The following is a 16,550-nucleotide window of genomic DNA, read 5'->3' as shown; positions in this document are numbered from 1 at the left end:
CCTCAAAAAATCTCAATTAAATTAACCAGATTAATATAAGCTGACTATTTACATGCGTCAGATCACACTATCCAACCTTTTCCATCAGTAAATCCGTCAATAACGCTTATCACGTGACCACTTTCACAGATCAATTAAATTAACTTAGTTAATATAATTGCAATAATGAAGCGCTAGACTCCAAATCTGTGCAAACTTCTACTGAAACGGAATGCAACTCAATGTCCCGATTAGAACTAAAAAATATCTGTAAAAATTTTGATGATTTTGTCGCATCTAAAGACATTAGCTTTGTGGCGGAAGAGGGAGAGATGGTTACTCTTCTTGGGCCTTCTGGCTGCGGCAAAACAACGTTGTTAAAAATGATCGGTGGTTTCCACACTCCCGATTCTGGTGAGATTCTAATTGGCGATGAAAACATCACTAATGTTTCTCCAGAAAAGCGCAATACCTCTATGTGTTTTCAATCTTACGCGCTTTTCCCTCACTTGAGCGTTGAGCACAACATTGCCTTCGGTTTGAACCAAAAAGGCGTAGCAAAAGCAGAACAGATTGAGCGCGTTCAAGAAGCCGTCGCACAAGTCGATCTGGGTGAACATTCTCATAAAATGCCAAGCGAATTGTCAGGTGGACAACAACAACGCGTCGCACTTGCTCGCGCGATGGTGACTCGACCTGCTGTAATCTTATTCGACGAGCCATTATCTAACCTAGATGCGAAATTAAGAGAGTCGGTTCGTTTTGAGATCCGCGAACTTCAAAAACGCTACAATCTTACTGCTATCTACGTGACACACGATCAGGCAGAAGCACTAGCCATGTCAGACAAAATCGTTGTGCTTAATCGTGGCCGTATCGAACAGATTGGTACCCCGGAAGACATCTACTATCGTCCAGCAAACCGCTTTGTTGCTGACTTTATTGGTGCCGCTAACATTCTACCTGCACAAGTAAACAAGACAGAGCAAGCCAACACTTACTCGGTCACAACAGAAATTGGTGATTTCATCGTTGAATCTGATGAACCACCAAAGTCAGACAATATTTTTGTTTGTTGGCGACCAGAAGACGCTCGCTTAGCTGAAGATAGCGATATCAACCGCTTCCAAGTGCGCGTCAATCAAATGGCTTTCATGGGTAATGTCACCGACCTTCTAGTGGAATCACTTAATGAAGTTCCACTAGAAATGCGTATTCAATTACCAAAACAGCCTAAGTTCCAAGATAACCAGTTAACATTCAGTTTGCCTAAGACTGGCATTAGGTTCCTTGAAGAGGTGCCGCATGACTAGTCTACGCACCCACTGGAAAACCTGGCTCATGCTATTGCCTGGCGTAGGCACCATCTTACTTTTGATGGGTTCAACGTTTTACATGGTGGTTGCCCAGAGCTTTGGTTTTCATAACATGATGGGAGAGAGTGGCTTCTCCACTGAATTTTGGCGTGATGCACTTGCTGACCCAACACTTCACAAGTCACTGATTTACTCTATTAAAGTATCAGTCATTGGCGCTCTTGGCGCGGTGTCTCTGGCCTACCCGCTTGTGCTCTGGCTACGTAAGCCCTTTACCGGTTCAACCACGATTACAGGTCTATTGCGCGCTCCTATGTTCATTCCAGGCTTGGTTGCCGCTTTCTTGTTGGTTAACGTGATTTCGTACCATGGTGTGGTTAACCAAGGCTTGATGTGGCTTGGCATTACTGAAAAACCGATTCGTATGCAAAACGACAACTTCGGTTGGGGAGTTATTATTCTTCAAATCTGGAAACAGCTGCCGTTTGCAATGATTCTACTTGCGGGTGCGGTGAACTCAATTCGAAATGATGTTCTCGATGCCGCCTCAGATCTTGGCGCAAACGCATGGCGTCGCTTCACTGGCATCGTGTTCCCACTATCTATACCAGCCCTGCAAGTCTCTTTGATTCTAATTTTCATCGGTGCTCTAGGTGACTACTCGTTCTACTCGATTGCGGGTCCTAAGAACACTTACTCGCTATCTATGTTAATGCACATTACCTCAACAGAGTTTATGGAATGGAACAAAGGTGCTGTTGTGGCCGTCATCATCATGGTGACCGCTGTAATCGCCTCACTGGCTATCTCTCTACTGACTGCCCCACTAGCCACTAAGAAAGGGAAGCTGAAATAATGACTGCACTCGCCTCAACAGCAAAAGCACCACGCCGCAAACTGCCGAAAATAAGAACGGCAAATGGCAAACTGATCAACAAAATCGCTATTGGACTGTTTCTTGCGGTCAACTTCTTCTGGTTAGGTGTGCCATTTATTATGGCGCTCATCTGGTCACTCGTAGACCCGGAACACCCATGGAGCTATCCAGATGTTCTTCCACCGGTGATGTCATTCGGACGTTGGACAGACATGTGGGAAAACTCAGGTCTAGTGGAAGCACTAACTAACAGTTACTCGATTGCTCCAGCAGTCGCTCTTTTGACAGTATTGCTCGCACTTCCAACGGCTTACGCACTAGGCCGCAAGGATTTCCCGGGCAAGAAAGTGGCCGAAGTTGTCACACTTCTACCGCTTGTTATGCCGGGTATGATCATCGGTGTCTTCTTTAGCTCGATGCTGATCAACCTTAATTTGTCTAACGCCTACCTTGGCATTGTGATTGGCCATACGGTACTGGCTTTGCCTTATGCTATCCGTATTTTGTCAGCCAGTTTCAAAAGCGTTCCTCAAGATCTTATTGAGGCAAGCCGTGACTTAGGTGGCAGCCCTTGGACAACATTTAAACACGCGTATCTGCCAATGCTAAAACCTGGCTTATTGGCATCGTTGATCTTCTGTCTGGTGATCAGTATTGAAGAATTCAACATCGCCTTTGTTCTTGGATCACCGGATTATGTCACCGTACCGACCATCCTGTATTCCTACTTAGGTTACTCTTTCATCCGTCCAAACGCGGCGGTGGTATCACTCATCCTTGTGATTCCAAACGTAATTTTGATGCTCATTATCGAGCGTTTGCTTAAAGGCAACTATCTGGCGGACTCTACCGGTAAAGCCTAACTGTACCTACAACTATAAAGATATTAAGAGAATGGATTTATGAAAAAATTAGTTCTAACCGCAGCCATGACTGCACTTGCAGGTCTTTCTACCAATGCATTGGCTTATGACCTAAACGACATGACATGGGATGAAATTGTCGAGCAAGCGAAACAAGAAAAAATGGTGAACGCTTACATCTGGTATCTACAGCCTGAATTCAGAAAATTCTTTAAAGAATTTGAGAAAGAGTACGGCATTAAAGTTCGCGTGCCAGAAGGTAATGAATCAGGTAACCGCAATAAGCTACTTGCTGAAGCACGCCGCGACCAAGGCAGCATCGATGTGATGGCACTCGATACTGTGAAACTGCCGATGCTACTGCAAAGCAACGTCGTTTATGGTCCACTGACCGATATTATTCCGGGTAGCGAAAAGTTAAGAACTAATCTTGTTGGCGTCGACACTCAAGGTTATGCCTATGCGTTCTGGGGCAACCAAACAGGTTTTGCTTATGACCCAACTCGAGTCGATGAAAACAACCTGCCTCAGTCTTTTGATGACCTGACAACTTGGATCAAAGAACACAAACAACAGTTTGGTGTGAACGATCCAAACAAAGGCGGTGCAGGTAATGCCTTCATTCAACGTGCAATTTACTACGCATCAGGCAACAACGATGTCTACTTCCAAAATGAAATGGACAAGTCTGTAATTCCTACTTGGTCAAAAACGTGGGAGTGGTTTGAAGGTAATCAAGACAACATCGTTATTACCGCTTCAAATGCAGACAGCTTAACGCGCATCAATGATGGCGAAATCTCTATGGCACCAGCTTGGGAAGATCATCTAGCAGGTCTACAGAAAAAAGGGGCGATCACTAAACGTATCAAGTTCTATATTCCAGAGTTTGGTATGCCAGGTGGCGGTAACATCATCCTAATGCCGAAAAATGCTAAGAACAAAGCAGCGGCAGCGGTATTCATTCACTGGATTACGTCGGCACAAGCACAAACGGGCTTAAACGCAACGTTTGGTGCAGCACCGCAACATCCAGATGCTGATGACTCCAACGCACTTATCGACAACGCACAGCGTAAGTACAGCTCTGAGTTCTTTACATCAGAGTACGCAACGGAAGCCAAGAAAGCATTTGTTCAAAACGTACTTATGTAACATTTTTGCCCGGTCTTTGGCCGGGCCTATTTGGTTTGAAGGTTAAATGTGTCAATGTATGTCATTGATTTAGCTTTCAAATCAAATAGAAAGAGATTTTCAGTTAAGGAAACACCATTGATAGATTTCGGAACAGACACACAGCGTTCAATTCTTGCATTGATCCGTCAACAAGCCCCAACCACACGAGCAGCCCTTGCTGAGACCAGTGGTTTAACGCCTGCGGCCATTACAAAGATCACCAAGAAGATGCTTGATGAAGGTCTTATTGTCGTCACTGGTAAGCAACAGGGGGGCAGAGGTCAACCTGGTATTGAGCTAGGTATTAACCCTCAAGCAGCCTATAGCTTAGGGGTAAACATAGAGCTGGAAAAAATCAGCATTGAATTGGTAGACCTTGAAGGAGAAGCTATTTTCTCTAAAGCCATTCAAGGCATCTATTCAGACCCTCAAAGCGCACTTGAAGAACTATCTAGTCTTATCGATGTCACTTCTGTTGCCTTTGGTAGCGAGTTTTCTAAGCTAATTGGAGTTGGCGTTACGACCAGTTGCAACTTCAACAAAGAGTCTAACACCCTCACCATGCCTCCTCACTTAAAAGCCTGGGAGCAGATCGACATCAAAGCCGCGGTAGAAGCTAAATTCAATTTGCCATGCTGGATTGAGAACGACGGTATAGCCGCGGCATTGGGTGAGTCTGTGCGCTCCCGCCGAAGTACTGGTGCGAACTTTTTCTATCTATATCTTGGTTATGGTATTGGTGGCGGTCACTTCTTTGAAGGCGAGGTCTATCGCGGTGCACGAGGCAATGCAGGTCGCATTGGTAAGCTGTTTCCTGAGCGTGACAATCGTCCTTCTCTGTCTTGCCTGTATGAAAAACTAGGGCTGTCGGAGCCTAGCGCTCACCGAGCCGATACGCTTGCAACTTTGTTAGAAAAGAAACCGGAAAAAGTGGTCGAATGGAAAAGTAATGCTCAGTTGCAACTAACGTCTGCGCTGCAAGCTATTCGCTCTATTTGCGATCCAAACGAGATCATCATTGGCGGCTTGTTACCACCACAATTAGTCGAAGAACTACACCTTGCTGCCATTGCATCCATTCAACAGTATCTCGAACCTGATGAAGCCATGCCTAACATTGTTCCGGCGGCCATTTCCGGTGACAAAATTGCAGCTACAGGTGCGGCTATGCTGCCTCTATACAACCTCGCTTACTAAAACAACTAGCACGAAATAAGAACAACAACCATGAACACCAAATGTTTTCCAGAGCGAGTCTCTAACAACGTCACAAGCATGAATTCCCAATGTTGGGAGCCTATTGATATCGAGCCAAATCGTTACTTCAACCCATCCGTGGTGCCTGGCTATGAAATTAAACATGGCCCGAAAGGCAACCCTTTACATGGTTGTGTTGAGCCCGCCTTTGAACAAGGACTGGCACAACGATACCAACAGTTAAAGCATGAAAAGCCATCTTTAAAGGTAAAAAGAGCGCATTTTGCAATGCCGCAGCTTGACGCTGCGCAACTTCCTAGCGCCTCGGATTACGAGCTAATTAGCGAGCCTCGTTCACTATGTTCTACATCCGTTTCTTTAGTGTTAGCACCACAAGCAGACATCGATAAAGCGCGCATTGGCTATCACTTCAAGGGCAATAAGCTAGAGGACCTGAGAGATCGACTTGAATCAGAAAACAATCTGGATGGGTTGATTGGTAACCTTGGCTACTTTATGACTAAAGAGCTTAATATCGGAGACCATATTTGGTCACACAGACGCCGCTTTCCAAACCCAGACCATCAACTGCCAGAAGTGCTGTCATACCTAGGTTTCTACTATTTCTCAGATGAAAATGGCAAGGTTGAAACTGCCGGTTTCCCAAGCGCCCATGATGCCGCTGTTGCCATAGATTGTGCAGGCAATGTGCAGATCGTTCCATCTCTGACTTTTCGCCAATTTAACGTCACTATTGGTGGAACAAACTTTGACGTTGATTGCTTTAACCCGTCGCTAGAGTCACTTTCACAGCACGATGTCGCTCTGTTTAATGTGAAGTTTCCGATGAAGCACCAAGGCGACCTAGTTGAGTTCTCTCCAATGCTTGAATTAGAAGGAAGAGTGAACCTGTTTCTAGCTAATCAAGGCGACGGCGTTAAGCCATTCGAAGAGGTTGTCGCGATATGGAATGGCACATGCCCTCTTCCTTCTTTCGGAACGCTAATATCCATTGAGGAGGGATATTTTGAATCGCTGTTCTCTGAGACACCTCAAGTCGGACAAGCGGTTAAGGTTATCCCTGTCGCAAACGAGATTGACCTTTGCGACTATAAACAGATTTTAGGTGGCCTAGTTCCTTCTGTTATTAACGGACAATCGTTGGTTCCAACTGGTCCTACAGTATCCGCAATGCAAGCAGAAGCCGCACTAGATGCTGTCGCCAACACCGATTCTCCTCTATCGCGTTCAGGAAAAGAAACCAACAATTTTGATGCGCTCATCCGAGAACCTTCTGGTCTATTTATCGAAACTGAAAACCACATCGGTTACCTGCTGTTTGATGGTCGACACGAGATGAGTATTGGCGCCAACATTGTTGACGTTGCCAACCTTGTTCAGCGTTTATCACAACCCGATATCGACTTCTTCGATGGTGAATCTGTCATTAACGCGATTTCCATCGACGGTGGCTCAGCGATGAAGGTATACGCCGCAAAAACAAGCACCACTGAAGCACCAACAATGGATTTACTTAACCGCGTTGCGGCCGGAGGTAGGAACGCTCCAGGAAACGATCCTCAAGGCCTCAACTTGTATTCAACGGTCATCTTGGAACTCAATAACGCATGAGAATACTACTAACGCACTATCGTGTTGGCGAAACCGACGGTGTTTCGCTAGAAATGGATAAATGGAAGTGGGCATTAGAGCAGCAGGGTCACCAGGTTTTCTATCTGGCAGGCAGTGCTGGAAATGTTAATGCTTCTTGTGTCGAAGCACTTCGTTATGAAGATGAGTTGAACGCTAAAATTACTCACGACGCTTTTATTGAGCCTAAGTTTTTCACTAGCTCAGATGACCTACTCACTGCCATTCACACTCAAGCTGATGATATTGAGCACGCAGTAACAGCTATCATTCGAGACCTTGAAATAGATATTATCGTTCCTAATAATATCTTCGCAGTCGGGCACAGCCTCGCTGCCGCAATTGGATTGGAGAAAGCCATTCGCAACACTCATGTTAAAGTTGTCAATCACCATCACGATTTCCACTGGGAACGCGAGAAATTCGCTAAACCCGTGTACCCAGAAATCCAAGACATATTAGACGAATACTTTCCTCCACGTCGCGACGCCGACCAACACTGCGTAATCAATCAGATTGCTTTTGAGTCACTCAAGAACAAAACTGGCAAGCATGCCACCGTCGTCCCCAATGTGTTTGATTTCGACAACAGTCATTGGTGCCTTGACGACTATAACCGAGACTTGAAACAGAAAATCGGACTAACCGATAACGACATCGTCTTTCTACAAGCCACTCGAATCGTTGCACGCAAAGGTATTGAACTGGCGATTGACCTTATTGCGAAGCTCAATCGGCAACTGCCAAACTGGGTTGGACAAGCACTTTACAACGACAAAACCATCACTAAAGAAAGTCGAATTGTCCTTGTTCTAGCAGGTATGAACGAAGAACAAGAGTACTTTGATAAGCTGAAGCAAAAAGCAGATCAAAACAATGTGCAGATGCTGTTTATCAATGATTATATCGAACACAGTCGCTGTGAAATAAATGGCGAAAAATGCTATTCCCTCTGGGACGCTTATGTTCATGCGGATATTGTTACCTACCCGAGCTGGCTTGAAGGTTGGGGTAATCAGTTCTTAGAAGGGTTAGTGGCTAAAGTACCACAAGTCGTTTATCGCTATCCTGTTTATGAAACCGATATTGCGCAGTTCAACTTCAATATCATCGATCTTGGAGAGAACCATTCGTGGGATTCACAAGGCTTAGCCACGATATCTGATGAACAATTGTCACTGGCTGCTGAGCAAACCAAACAATATCTATTTGATGCAGAGTACCGCCAGGAAGCGATGAATGACAACTTTGTTATTGGGCAAACGCATTTGTCTTATCGAGCACTTGGCGAAATTCTAGGCAAGGTCTTTAATTGAGTTAAGGTGGGATGAAAAAACGGAGTCGATAGACTCCGTTTTTTATTATATGTCAGTAAGTTACTTTTCCAACGACAACAGTTTTACTGGTTTGAACTCAAACATGTCCTCAAAGACACAGAACTCCACCGCGCCATGAGTAAGCACTCCAAAAGACTGATTGAGCCTTTCTTCAATACGCTGGCAAGTTTGCTCCAATTCGGCTTGTTGCTTTTCGTCAAGATTAATAACCTTGTAACTTAGCGTAATATGGAAGTGGTACTCATCATGCGTTGGGTGACGAATACCTGTCAGTTCACTCAAATTATCACGACATACTTTAAGTGCAGACTTAGTTTCGTCGTTCGCAGGCTTAAGCCTTAATACGGTTCCGCCCGCGCGACTGTTGTACACGTAATCAAACTTCATTTGGAAGTTAGGTGTCGCTGCAGCCTCTTGTAACCAAGCTTGGAAACTTTCTGTTGCCGATTCAATATTCACATCTTCGGCCAACTTTGAGCTCCAGTGTGTCGTCTCTCGAATCTGGTCGCACAGACCTTCAATAACCGTCATATGCATACTAGCTTCTGGCAAGAAGGCATAGTTAGTTGCGCACTTCATCGCTTTTAACTGCTGCTGTGCCCATAACACTTCTTGGTATACCGGGCTAGTTTTATCAACGTGACAAAGGAAGGTGTTGCCGGGGAATCGGCGAACGGTGCCGTCCTCATTAAATTTGACACCGACAGACGGAGCATAATTCATAGGGTTCTCTCCAAATTGTTTCTATTGACACATTCTATAGCAATTAAATTAACCCAGTTAATTTAATTGCTATCATCGTGGTAATTTTGTGAGCGCTGCATAATTCCGCGTCAATGCACTAGGCAGTCCATATTGTGAATACTAAAAAGCGCCCCAAATGGGACGCTTTGAATTCTTGTATTTCGTTAATACGGTAAGACTTTACATCGTGCTCGATCAACTATTGAAGTACAAACACACTCGACGACCATCTACGTCACGGATATCAAATGGGATCTCGTAGATGGATTCCATAATCTCTTGCTGCACTACTTCTTCGACTTTACCCGATTTAACCACCTGCCCTTTTTTCATCGCCACAATGTTGTCCGAGTAACAGGATGCAAAGTTGATATCATGAATCACAATTACTACAGCTTTGTTGAATTCATGAGCCAGTCTACGCAGCGTATGCATGATCTCTACAGAGTGTTTAATATCCAAATTGTTTAACGGTTCATCAAGGAACACGTAGTCAGTGTCCTGAGCGACAACCATAGCGATAAACGCCATTTGACGCTGACCGCCACTGAGTTGGTCGAGGTATTTATTTTGGATCTCTTCAATACCTAGATGCCCTAGTGCTTTATCGATAATTTTATTATCTTCATCGGTTAGTCGACCTTGAGAATGTGGAAAGCGACCAAAAGAGACCAACTCTCGGATCGTGAAGCGCATGTTGATGTTGTTTGATTGGCGCAGTACCGCTAAGTGTTTAGCCAGTTCTTTGGTGTCCCACTGAGCGAGCAACTTGTTTCCAATCACAACTTCACCCGCATCACTCTCCGTGAGGCGACTTGCCATAGACAATAGAGTACTTTTACCGGCACCATTTGGGCCAATAATTGACGTCACTTCACCTTTAGGAAATAGTGCATCGGCATCCTTAACAACAAATGTCTTCCCGTACTTTTTACTTAGACCTGTTAACTTAATCACTTCATTACCCTTAATTAATTCTGTTTCTTAGTAGTAAGAACAGGAAGTAAGAACCACCTACGAGGTTAATAATCACGCTGATCGTGGTTTCGAATGCGAGAACTTTTTCTACGAACCATTGACCGCTAACTAACAGTAATACCGCGAGTAAACTGCTCGCGATAATAAGAAAGCGATGCTGGTAGTGATTGAACATTTCTCGGGTCAGACTCACTGTAATAAGTCCGAAGAACAGGACAGGACCCACCAGCGCCGTTGAAATCGCGATCATAATAGTAATCAAGATCATAATCCGCTGAGTAAGCTGTTTGGTGTTAACACCCAAACTGGTCGCATTATCAATGCCTAACCACAACACATCCAATTTCGGAGCATAGTAGAACAGAATCGCCAAACAGAGAGACAGCGGAATCAAACTCCAGTACACCAGCTTAGCGTTGACGTTATTAAAGCTCGCGAACATAGAACTCTGGATGGAAGCAAACTCATTTGGATCAACCAACATCGTCAAGAAACCTGTGACGCTGCTGAACAAACTTCCGCAGACAATACCAATGAGCAATAAGGTAAACACATTGCTATCCTGGCGTTTGAAATAGAAATGGAACAACAACAGTGAAAAACCAATCATCACTGCAGTGGACAACATAAAGTTGCTCATCGCATGGATAACCCAAAAGCTTGTACTGCCTAGAATCACCACCATTAGCACCTGTACCATAAGATACAAGCTATCAAACCCGAGTATGGATGGCGTTAAAATGCGGTTATTGGTAATGGTTTGGAATACCAAAGACGATGCTGAAATCGCAACGGCCGCCAGAATAATGGCCAATACTTTAGGAATACGACGAGACAAGAAAAACTGGTAGTTATCCGCTGTCAGCCCCTGTCCAATAAACCACGCAATGATCGCCAAACAACCTGCGATAAGTAGAGTTACTTTCAACGAATCACGCATTGGCTTTATCTCTCAACACCAGATAAATAAACACAGCACCACCGAAAATACTGATGATCATCGAGATTGGCATTTCGTAAGGGAAAATAATTAAGCGACCTAAGATGTCACAGGCGAGAACCAGAATAACGCCCCAATACGCCGTCCAAGGTAGAATGCGCTTCATATTGTCCCCCATAAATAGAGAGACAATGTTCGGTACGATCAGCCCTAAGAATGGAATCACACCAACAATCATTACCACTGTTGATGAGCTCACCGCCACCAAAATAACGCCAATGAAAACGATTTTTTGGTAATCGAGACCTATATTCTTAGCGAAGCTCTCACCGACACTAGCCGCGCTAAACTGACGTGCATATAAATACGCAAGTACGCATGCTGGAAGCGCAAGATATAGGATTTCGTAATTCCCTTGCAGCACACTCGCAAAGTTAGCCACCGTCCAAGAAGACATGGTCTGCACTAGGTCGTGCTTATAGGCTATAAAGGTTGTCAGTGCGGATATCACATTGCCATACATAATACCGATAAGAGGTACAAGAACCGCATTCTTGAATTGCAATCGTTGCAAGAATTTCACAAAGATCAATGTGCCTGCAACGGCAAAAAAGAAGATAACACCAAGATGCATCCACTGACTGGCACCACCCAAAAAGATAAGCCCAGCAACGTAGCCTAAAAGAGCGCAATCGATAGTGCCTGTCGTTGATGGAGAAGCGAAGCGGTTTTGTACGATCTGCTGCATGATAAGACCCGCAACGCTAAGACCAGCACCAGCCAGAATTATTGCTAGTAGTCGCGGAACTCGACTGACAACATAGATGGAATAAGCATGTTCATCGCCACGGAACAAGTCCGCAATGGACACGTGAGCAGCACCGAGTACGAGGGAACTAACCGCTAATGCGACCAGTAATGTGCATGCAAGAATGTATTTATGGATGGTCATTGAGAATGTGATGGCCAGTAATTAACAACAAGAATTAGAAAAGTCTCTCCTAGAGAACTAAGAGAGACTTTTTGAATACTTTAATTAGTTCAGAGCTTTATCGATATCAGCAATCATGGTCTGTGTAGCGGTTACACCACCACCTGAGATATACCAAGCATTTGGATTGATATAGACGATTTTTTTATTTTGCGCCGCAGGCGTTGAGTTCACTAGAGGGTTGTTAAATAACTCTTTCGCCTTACCCACACTGCGACCAATGGCTTGTTCACGGTCTAAAATGAAAATAACTTCAGGCTTTGCATCAGCCACATATTCAAATGAGATCAAGTTACCGTGAGACCCTTGGATCGGCGCAACATTTTGACTAGTCGATTCACCAAAACCAAAATCATCAAATACGATAGAAAAACGGCTACCTTTGTTGAACATCGCCACGTTGTTGCCATTGTTCATCAACATAAGTGCGTCCAAATCTTGCTTGGAAACCGCCTCAGCTGCTTTATCAAATTGAGCTTGAGTCTCTGCGATTAGCTTTTCTGCTTCCGCTTCTTTATCAAACAGTTTGCCAAGCATACGCCAGTTTGCTTGCGTATCTTGCCAGTACTCACCGTTATCAACATAAAACATCACTGTTGGTGCAATTTTGTTTAAGTCATCGTAAACGCGAAGCATGCGGTTTTCAGCGATAATCACATCAGGTTTCAACGTGAAGATAGCTTCAAAATCAGGCTCGCTTACTGAACCTGTATTCCCCGTCGACGCTTTGTACTGCGCTAAATAGTCTGGAAGCAATGAATGTGGAGCACCAACTGGTTGTACACCTAAACGGTCTAAAACATCTAAGCTACCATTACCTAACACCACTACTCGCTTAGGGGTTTCATCAAACTCTGCTGTGCCTTTGAAGTGCTGAATAGTTACTGCACTTGCGTTCGCAACCATGGCGAAGCTGGCCGTTAGTGTCAGCGCGACACGCTTGATGAAACTCATAGACTGACTCATTCCGTTTTCCTTATATATTTTATGGTTATATTAAACAGAATCATTATCACTTACGATCAAATGGGAATCAATATCATTTTCATAGCTAATTGCATTTTTATTGTTATAACGCAAAGAAATACGGATTTTTAGCTCAATGGTGTAACCAGTGATAATCATTGGCGGAAAGACAAACAAATAAGAGGCAAGAAGAAAACTCGATCAATAACAATATAATTTAATAAAAATAACCATATTGTTTTAACTGGTGGTTTTTTTGGCTTAGTATGAAGAATGTTTATCATGTTGCGAGAATCTATTCACTATGTCCACCACCAAAGCTAAGTATTCTGATATCTATCAGGCGATCAAGGAGAGGATTCTCTCTGGACAGTACACAACTAACCAAAAATTACCTGGTGGTAGTGAGTTAGCAGTAGAATTCGGATGCAGCGAGCTCACCATAAAGAAAGCACTCGATATTCTCGTCACCGACGGTTTAGTGGTGAGAAAACGAGGGTCTGGCTCGTATGTGAAACGTCCTCTTGGTAACTCCGGTTATAAGCATCTTTACGGCACCAAAGCCAATGTGCAAGACAGTGGTCAAACCCTAACCACAAAAGTACTGGAGTTCTCCGTCGTCCCTGCAGACACCTTCTTAGCAGAGAGATTGAACTGCGACATTGAAGATATGTTGTACAAAACAACGCGGGTACGCATCATTGATGACATACCGGGTGCGGTTGAGGAGACTTATATGCCTATTAATGTCATTCAAGGTTTAAAGCGTGAACATGCCCAAGATTCTATTTATAGCTATATCACAGACACACTAGGTCTCAAGATCCACAGTTCAACGATGGAAATCACGGTCGTCAAAGCGAATGAGTTTTATGCCACTGAGTTAGATATAAAACTAGGCGAACCTTTAGTCAATGTAGAACAGATTGTTTACCTCGATAACGGCGAAATTTTCGAGTACTCCAATGTGAAGCATCGATGGGAAGGTTACAAGTTCGCCACTAACTTTGTGAAACTGTAAGACTTATCTGGTTGAACACCGACATTTGCTTGCTAGCTTGTTAAAGTCCTAATTAGTGTTACATTTGCTTACAGGCATGACGACTTTTTCGCAAACAGGTAACGCTTATGGCTGGTTTGAGTCTATTAACTCTTCTCGATGATATTACTGCGGTATTGGACGATGTTGCGCTGCTCTCAAAAGTAGCAGCAAAGAAAACCGCCGGGGTATTGGGTGACGATCTCGCCCTTAATGCCCATCAAGTCTCTGGCGTTTCCGCCGAACGTGAAATCCCTGTTGTGTGGTCCGTCGCGAAAGGATCTTTTAAGAACAAATGCATTCTTGTGCCCGCCGCGCTCATTATCAGTTTTATTGCTCCGTGGCTAATCAATCCATTATTGCTGCTTGGGGGGCTGTTTCTCTGCTACGAAGGTGCTGAGAAGATTCTGGAAAAGCTGTTCCACAGCAAAGAACACACTGATGATCAAACTGCACCGGATCTTGGTGGTGACTCCGTTGAGGAATACGAGAAAAAGAAAATTGCCGGCGCGATTCGCACTGACTTTATCCTATCAGCGGAGATTATAGTTATTGCTTTAGGGACGGTCCAAGGACAGTCCACCAGCATCCAAATCATGGTGGTTAGTCTGATTGCCGTTGTAATGACTATTGGAGTATATGGACTGGTTGCGGGTATTGTTAAACTCGACGATTTAGGTTTTTACTTAGAACGAAAGTCTCAAGGAAAAGGACTATTATCCAGCATTGGTAGAGGATTGATTGCCTTTGCCCCTAAACTGATGCGCACGCTCACTATCGTTGGTACTGCGGCTATGTTCTTAGTGGGCGGCGGTATTGTTGTCCATAACGTACCCGCCATTCACCATCTTATTGAACCTATCATCATGGATATTCCCAACCTATCCGTTGCTCAAGCCATTATCCCAGCTCTGCTCAACGGCGTTATCGGTATCATCGCAGGCCTCATTGTTGTGGCTGTATTTAGCGTAATCGGCAAACTTAAAGCCGCCGCTTCTTAACAATTGACTGAGGTTGTAGCTGACTAACAGCTACAACCACATGATGACGTACCACCCGACTTCACTTGCTGCTTGAAATTTTGCAGCGACACTTTTCGGATTTGGTCGAGGTCTCGACGCTTAACTATCACTTCTGTATTCGACTTAGGCTTACTTGAACAAGCATAAGTTTGCTGGCCATCCACTTCAACCAAACACGCTTTACAGCAACCATGCTTGCGTTTATTTTTCAAACATGGAGCGGGGATCCTTACCCCTACTCTGCTCGCTAATTCGACTAAGTTCTTTTCTGAAGCACCAATAACTGTCGTTTGACCATCAATAGTCAAGGTGGCAGGTTTAATCTGAAACATATTTCTCAACTGTTCTGTTTTAACTCTCTTAATAAGACGAAGCAAAATCAAAAAAGACGACCAATTCTCGAAATATTATTCAATTTAGTGTTTAGAACAAGTTCAGATCTTATCTCGCGAGAATCTCGCATGATAAGGGTCGAGCTCATTTCCCTGCTTTTCGGTTAGCTCTTGGTATAGCTCTGGCCTGCGACCGCGAATCCAGCGACGGCCAGTACACATTTCTAATTCCTGACCGTCCAGTACAGCGACAACCATGTCGTCGTCAAGACTCTTTGACTCAGTAATCACTTCACCATAAGGGTTAAGAATCATCGCGTGTCCCGTGCGCACTTCATTCATGTCCACACCAACCCCATTACTAAATACTACAAATAGTCCATTATCATGAGCTCTAGCAGGCAACCAGCGCATTAACCAAGCACGGCCTTTCCTACCTTGCATTTCATTGTAGATAGTCTGTGGATCTTGATGTCGATTATGCCAAAGCTGAGGATCAATCAGCCCCATCGCATTTGGACTTCGAGAGTCGCAACCGCCTGTTTGATGGGGCGCAATTAAGATATCCGCTCCTTTTAACGCCGTGATTCTCACGTTTTCAACCAAGTTGTTATCCCAACAAATCAGGATTCCAACCTTACAGCCGTGAGGGGTGTCAAACACCGTATACTCATCGCCACTACTCATATGGGGGCTGACAAATGTATGCAGCTTTCTGTGCTTTTGAACCACACCGTTCGGCATCACAAACACGTAGGTGTTGTATAACTGACCGCACTCACCCTCTTCAATCAGCCCCGCGCCAATACTCATATTATGACGTTGTGAGAGTGCCAACAGTGCTTGGCTCGTGTCGCCCGATGGCACAGGTTCTGAGAGTTCAGAAATCTCATCACGAGTAAGCGCTGAAACATGCCAGTAACCAGTAACGCACATTTCGGGAAAGCTGATGATATCTACCTTGTTAGCAGCGGCTCGAGTCACAAATTGCTCTATTATCGCTAAATTGGCAGATTTATCTCCCGACTTATGATTGAACTGAACTGAGGCTACTTTTACCGACTTCATACTTTCTCCTTATGAGAGCTTAACAGTGAAGTCACAGTGTAAAAAATACTGTTGATTCCTTATAATGAATTTAAA

General features: G+C 44.3%; 16 protein-coding genes. 9 read left to right on the top strand and 7 right to left on the bottom strand.

Annotated features, from left to right (window positions below):
* The first annotated feature begins 221 nt into the window (after nucleotides 1-221).
* The 7 genes from L2W36_RS03830 (at nucleotide 222) to L2W36_RS03800 (ending at nucleotide 8,374) form a co-directional block, all read left to right on the top strand.
* Complete coding sequence (locus L2W36_RS03830) at nucleotides 222-1,292, top strand: ABC transporter ATP-binding protein (RefSeq protein WP_006070814.1); 1,071 nt, start codon at nucleotides 222-224, stop codon at nucleotides 1,290-1,292.
* Nucleotides 1,285-2,151: an ABC transporter permease gene (locus L2W36_RS03825; protein WP_038227318.1), complete on the top strand. Its 867-nt coding sequence runs from the start codon at nucleotides 1,285-1,287 to the stop codon at nucleotides 2,149-2,151. The genes L2W36_RS03830 and L2W36_RS03825 overlap by 8 nt, the downstream gene beginning before the upstream one ends.
* Nucleotides 2,151-3,035: an ABC transporter permease gene (locus L2W36_RS03820; RefSeq protein WP_006070810.1), complete on the top strand. Its 885-nt coding sequence runs from the start codon at nucleotides 2,151-2,153 to the stop codon at nucleotides 3,033-3,035. Before L2W36_RS03825 ends, L2W36_RS03820 begins: the two co-directional genes overlap by 1 nt.
* Nucleotides 3,036-3,074: 39 nt before the next feature.
* Nucleotides 3,075-4,190 (top strand): extracellular solute-binding protein, encoded by a 1,116-nt coding sequence (locus tag L2W36_RS03815; RefSeq protein ID WP_006070807.1) that lies wholly within the window; start codon nucleotides 3,075-3,077, stop codon nucleotides 4,188-4,190.
* 117 nt (nucleotides 4,191-4,307) lie between these two features.
* Nucleotides 4,308-5,408 (top strand): ROK family transcriptional regulator, encoded by a 1,101-nt coding sequence (locus L2W36_RS03810; protein WP_124941431.1) that lies wholly within the window; start codon nucleotides 4,308-4,310, stop codon nucleotides 5,406-5,408.
* 30 nt (nucleotides 5,409-5,438) lie between these two features.
* Nucleotides 5,439-7,040 (top strand): hypothetical protein, encoded by a 1,602-nt coding sequence (locus tag L2W36_RS03805; RefSeq protein WP_236109369.1) that lies wholly within the window; start codon nucleotides 5,439-5,441, stop codon nucleotides 7,038-7,040.
* Nucleotides 7,037-8,374 carry a glycosyltransferase family 4 protein gene (locus L2W36_RS03800; protein WP_062456000.1) on the top strand — a complete coding sequence of 446 codons (1,338 nt, stop codon included), beginning with the start codon at nucleotides 7,037-7,039 and terminating at the stop codon, nucleotides 8,372-8,374. The genes L2W36_RS03805 and L2W36_RS03800 overlap by 4 nt, the downstream gene beginning before the upstream one ends.
* Nucleotides 8,375-8,434: 60 nt before the next feature.
* Here L2W36_RS03800 and L2W36_RS03795 read toward each other — a convergent pair whose 3' ends face one another.
* From L2W36_RS03795 to L2W36_RS03775, 5 genes are all read right to left on the bottom strand, one after another.
* Nucleotides 8,435-9,118 carry a DUF1868 domain-containing protein gene (locus tag L2W36_RS03795; protein ID WP_006070433.1) on the bottom strand — a complete coding sequence of 228 codons (684 nt, stop codon included), beginning with the start codon at nucleotides 9,116-9,118 and terminating at the stop codon, nucleotides 8,435-8,437.
* A gap of 216 nt (nucleotides 9,119-9,334) precedes the next feature.
* Nucleotides 9,335-10,096: an iron ABC transporter ATP-binding protein gene (locus tag L2W36_RS03790; protein WP_006070432.1), complete on the bottom strand. Its 762-nt coding sequence runs from the start codon at nucleotides 10,094-10,096 to the stop codon at nucleotides 9,335-9,337.
* A gap of 10 nt (nucleotides 10,097-10,106) precedes the next feature.
* Nucleotides 10,107-11,057, bottom strand: a complete 951-nt coding sequence (locus L2W36_RS03785; protein ID WP_038227327.1) for an iron chelate uptake ABC transporter family permease subunit — start codon at nucleotides 11,055-11,057, stop codon at nucleotides 10,107-10,109.
* Nucleotides 11,050-12,009, bottom strand: a complete 960-nt coding sequence (locus L2W36_RS03780) for an ABC transporter permease (protein WP_236109368.1) — start codon at nucleotides 12,007-12,009, stop codon at nucleotides 11,050-11,052. The genes L2W36_RS03785 and L2W36_RS03780 overlap by 8 nt, the downstream gene beginning before the upstream one ends.
* A gap of 84 nt (nucleotides 12,010-12,093) precedes the next feature.
* On the bottom strand, nucleotides 12,094-13,014 hold the full coding sequence (locus L2W36_RS03775; RefSeq protein WP_006070429.1) for a siderophore ABC transporter substrate-binding protein: 921 nt from the start codon (nucleotides 13,012-13,014) through the stop codon (nucleotides 12,094-12,096).
* Between the two features lie 304 nt (nucleotides 13,015-13,318).
* Here L2W36_RS03775 and L2W36_RS03770 point away from each other — a divergent pair, with 304 nt between their 5' ends.
* Nucleotides 13,319-14,035: a GntR family transcriptional regulator gene (locus L2W36_RS03770; protein ID WP_006070428.1), complete on the top strand. Its 717-nt coding sequence runs from the start codon at nucleotides 13,319-13,321 to the stop codon at nucleotides 14,033-14,035.
* Nucleotides 14,036-14,142: 107 nt separating this feature from the next.
* Nucleotides 14,143-15,054 (top strand): DUF808 domain-containing protein, encoded by a 912-nt coding sequence (locus L2W36_RS03765; RefSeq protein WP_236109367.1) that lies wholly within the window; start codon nucleotides 14,143-14,145, stop codon nucleotides 15,052-15,054.
* Between the two features lie 23 nt (nucleotides 15,055-15,077).
* On the opposite strand, the gene L2W36_RS03760 is transcribed toward L2W36_RS03765, so the two are convergent.
* Nucleotides 15,078-15,407: a 2Fe-2S iron-sulfur cluster-binding protein gene (locus L2W36_RS03760; protein ID WP_236109366.1), complete on the bottom strand. Its 330-nt coding sequence runs from the start codon at nucleotides 15,405-15,407 to the stop codon at nucleotides 15,078-15,080.
* A gap of 102 nt (nucleotides 15,408-15,509) precedes the next feature.
* Entirely contained in the window at nucleotides 15,510-16,475 is a 966-nt protein-coding gene (locus tag L2W36_RS03755; protein WP_107306020.1) for a nitrilase family protein, read from the bottom strand.
* Nucleotides 16,476-16,550 lie beyond the last annotated feature (75 nt).

Origin of the sequence: Vibrio sp. McD22-P3, from assembly GCF_021568915.1 — a bacterium.
Taxonomy (GTDB): domain Bacteria; phylum Pseudomonadota; class Gammaproteobacteria; order Enterobacterales; family Vibrionaceae; genus Vibrio; species Vibrio mediterranei.
This window is presented reverse-complemented; position numbering and strand designations above follow the sequence as displayed.

What these genes read in the sequence shown, in the direction of transcription:
- L2W36_RS03825 (WP_038227318.1), top strand. Translation starts at nt 1,285, where the DNA reads ATGACTAGTCTACGCACCCACTGGAAAACCTGGCTCATGCTATTGCCT.
- L2W36_RS03780 (WP_236109368.1), bottom strand. Translation starts at nt 12,009, where the DNA reads ATGACCATCCATAAATACATTCTTGCATGCACATTACTGGTCGCATTA.
- L2W36_RS03765 (WP_236109367.1), top strand. Translation starts at nt 14,143, where the DNA reads ATGGCTGGTTTGAGTCTATTAACTCTTCTCGATGATATTACTGCGGTA.
- L2W36_RS03830 (WP_006070814.1), top strand. Translation starts at nt 222, where the DNA reads ATGTCCCGATTAGAACTAAAAAATATCTGTAAAAATTTTGATGATTTT.
- L2W36_RS03760 (WP_236109366.1), bottom strand. Translation starts at nt 15,407, where the DNA reads ATGTTTCAGATTAAACCTGCCACCTTGACTATTGATGGTCAAACGACA.
- L2W36_RS03800 (WP_062456000.1), top strand. Translation starts at nt 7,037, where the DNA reads ATGAGAATACTACTAACGCACTATCGTGTTGGCGAAACCGACGGTGTT.
- L2W36_RS03770 (WP_006070428.1), top strand. Translation starts at nt 13,319, where the DNA reads ATGTCCACCACCAAAGCTAAGTATTCTGATATCTATCAGGCGATCAAG.
- L2W36_RS03755 (WP_107306020.1), bottom strand. Translation starts at nt 16,475, where the DNA reads ATGAAGTCGGTAAAAGTAGCCTCAGTTCAGTTCAATCATAAGTCGGGA.
- L2W36_RS03820 (WP_006070810.1), top strand. Translation starts at nt 2,151, where the DNA reads ATGACTGCACTCGCCTCAACAGCAAAAGCACCACGCCGCAAACTGCCG.
- L2W36_RS03785 (WP_038227327.1), bottom strand. Translation starts at nt 11,057, where the DNA reads ATGCGTGATTCGTTGAAAGTAACTCTACTTATCGCAGGTTGTTTGGCG.
- L2W36_RS03775 (WP_006070429.1), bottom strand. Translation starts at nt 13,014, where the DNA reads ATGAGTCAGTCTATGAGTTTCATCAAGCGTGTCGCGCTGACACTAACG.
- L2W36_RS03805 (WP_236109369.1), top strand. Translation starts at nt 5,439, where the DNA reads ATGAACACCAAATGTTTTCCAGAGCGAGTCTCTAACAACGTCACAAGC.
- L2W36_RS03815 (WP_006070807.1), top strand. Translation starts at nt 3,075, where the DNA reads ATGAAAAAATTAGTTCTAACCGCAGCCATGACTGCACTTGCAGGTCTT.
- L2W36_RS03795 (WP_006070433.1), bottom strand. Translation starts at nt 9,118, where the DNA reads ATGAATTATGCTCCGTCTGTCGGTGTCAAATTTAATGAGGACGGCACC.